The sequence below is a fragment of the Dietzia sp. B19 genome (assembly GCF_014145155.1).
In the GTDB taxonomy this organism is placed as follows: Bacteria; Actinomycetota; Actinomycetes; order Mycobacteriales; family Mycobacteriaceae; genus Dietzia; species Dietzia natronolimnaea.
In genome coordinates, this window is sequence record NZ_JAALED010000364.1 from 1 (window position 1) to 2377 (window position 2377).

General features: G+C 70.3%; 3 protein-coding genes and 1 tRNA gene. 2 read left to right on the plus strand and 2 right to left on the minus strand.

Going from position 1 to position 2377, the window contains the following annotated elements; translation table 11 throughout:
• The coding region (modA, locus tag G6020_RS10845; RefSeq protein ID WP_347238359.1) for a molybdate ABC transporter substrate-binding protein at window positions 1-603 on the minus strand (603 nt) is incomplete at its 3' end.
• A gap of 10 nt (window positions 604-613) precedes the next feature.
• On the minus strand, window positions 614-1108 hold the full coding sequence (locus G6020_RS10850; protein WP_182610636.1) for a YajQ family cyclic di-GMP-binding protein: 495 nt from the start codon (window positions 1106-1108) through the stop codon (window positions 614-616).
• A 144-nt stretch (window positions 1109-1252) separates the two neighbouring features.
• On the opposite strand from G6020_RS10850, the gene G6020_RS10855 reads away from it, so the two are divergent.
• Window positions 1253-1335 (plus strand) — tRNA-Tyr (locus G6020_RS10855).
• Window positions 1336-1510: 175 nt separating this feature from the next.
• On the plus strand, window positions 1511-2377 hold an 867-nt coding region (locus G6020_RS10860; RefSeq protein ID WP_182610637.1), incomplete at its 3' end, for a polyprenyl synthetase family protein.

The window sequence follows — 2377 nt, forward strand, 5'->3', positions numbered from 1 at the left end:
GATGCCGGCGTCGGCCTCCCCGGAGGTGACCTTGCCGCGCACGTCGGTGACCTTGGATTCCTCGCTCACCGGTCGCAGTTCGACGCCAGCCGCCGCGGCCAGCGCGCGCGCCGCGTCGCCGCAGGGGACACCGTCAGCGCACACGACCAACCGGGTGCCGTCGAGTGAGCGGTCCAGACCGGTGACGCCGGCGGGGTTCCCGGGCGGGGTGATCAGGGTGAGGACGTTGGTCGCGAACTCCACCGGCTCACCGGGGATCAGTCCCTCGGCGAGCGCCCGGTCCATGCTCGCGGCATCCGCCGAGGCGAACACGTCGGCGGGAGCGCCCCCGGCGATCTGGTCGACCAGCCCGGCCGATCCGTCGAAGGACAGCCGTACCTCGACCTCGGGGTTCTGACGCTCGTAGTCCTCGGCTATCCGGGTGAACGCGCTGGTGAGCGAGGCGGCGGCGAAGACCGTGAGCAGAGGCGAGCCCTCGTCGTCGTCGATCCCGACAGAACATCCCGCCAGCAGGGACATCCCCACGGCCGCGGCGAGCACCCGCACGCCGCCCGCGCCGGCGGCACGCTGCCGGCTCCTCCTGCGTCCCCCTGGGAAGGGCACGGTCGTCGGACTACCGGTAGTTGGTGAACTGCAGCGCGACCTCGAGATCGGCCTTCTTGAGCAGCTGCATGCACTCCTGCAGGTCGTCGCGCTTCTTGGACGACACCCGGATCTCCTCGCCCTGGATCTGCGCCTTGACGCCCTTGGGGCCCTCGTCGCGCAGGAGCTTGGTGATCTTCTTGGCGTTCTCCTTGTCGATGCCCTGCTTGAGGGAGCCGACCAGGCGGAAGCCCTTACCGGACGGCATCGGGTCGCCCACCTCCAGCGCCTTCATGCTCAGGCCCCGGCGGACCAGCTTCTCGATGAACACGTCCTTGGCCGCCAGCACACGGTCCTCGGAGGCCGCGACGATCTCCAACGCGTCGTCACCCTTCCACTCGATACCGGCGTCGGTACCGCGGAAGTCGTAGCGGGTGCCCAGCTCCTTGGCGGCCTGGTTGAGGGCGTTGTCCACCTCCTGGCGGTCGAACTCCGAGACGATGTCGAACGAGGACTCCGAGGCCATGGACGCGCTCCTTCTCCTGGGTTGGGGGACGATCCCGGCCAGGCTACCCGGCCGTGACATCCGCCCGGGCCACCCCGCCGGCCCCCGATTTGGCACCGGGGGTCACACGCGTTGTATCGTGTCCTAGCGCCTTCAAGGGTGCACGCCAGATTGCCCGAGCGGCCAAAGGGAGCGGATTGTAAATCCGTCGGCTTATGCCTACGTTGGTTCGAATCCATCATCTGGCACGCGAGACCCCCGCCACAAGCGGGGGTCTTCGTGCATTTCCTGGCCGCGATAGTGTGGCCGTGTGACACCGTGGACATCAGCGGCGCCGGGTGCGGGACGCCGGTGTGCCGCATCTCATCGAAAAGATTCGAGGTGAGGGGTATCCACGACAGGGTCGGCTCCGAACAACAGGACATGACACTGGATTCGGTAAGCGCCGCCCAGCGGATGACCTCTCGCGACCTGCCCGACGGCCTGGGTCCCGCCGTCGACGACTGGGCGGCCGATCTCGACCGCACCACCCGATCCGGCAAGGGCATGCGCTCGGCACTGTTCGACGCGGTCTACACGCACGCCGGCGGTCGCGACGAGGCGGTTCGCGCCGCCGCCTGTCAGGCGCTCGAACTCCTCCACGAGGCCTTCCTGGTCCATGACGACGTGGCCGACGGCGACGACCACCGCCGGGGCCGGCCCAACCTGCAGGGTCGGACCACGACGCGGGGTGCCGAGCAGGGGTTGTCCCGGGAGACCGCCGCGCACGTCGGCATGGTGGGGGGACTGCTCGGCGGGGATCTCCTCCTGGTGGCCGCGATGGGCGAGTTCGCCCGGTTGCCCGTGCCGGCGCCCGTGCTGCACCGCGCCATGGCGGAGGTCGAAGGCGCGGTGGTGGCCTCCATCGCCGGGGAGTACGCCGACGTGCACGGTGCGGCCCACGGTGAGCCGACCACGCAGGAACACGCGCTGGCGATCGGTGCCGCCAAGACCGCGGCCTATTCCGTGACCCTGCCCATGGTGCTGGGCGTGGTCCTGGCCGGGGGGCCGGAGGAGATGATCCCCCCGCTCCGTGAGACCGGTCGCCACCTGGGCACGGCGTACCAGGTGGTCGACGACGTCCTGGGCGTGTTCGGCGACCCGGCGGTGACCGGCAAGTCCAACGAGGGTGACCTGATGCGCGGTGCCCCCACGGTGTTGCTCGCCTTCGCCTCCACCACCGATCTCTGGCCGCGCGTCGACGCCGCGCTCGGTGGCACCGACGCCGGCCGGCCCGGCCCTGACCCGGCC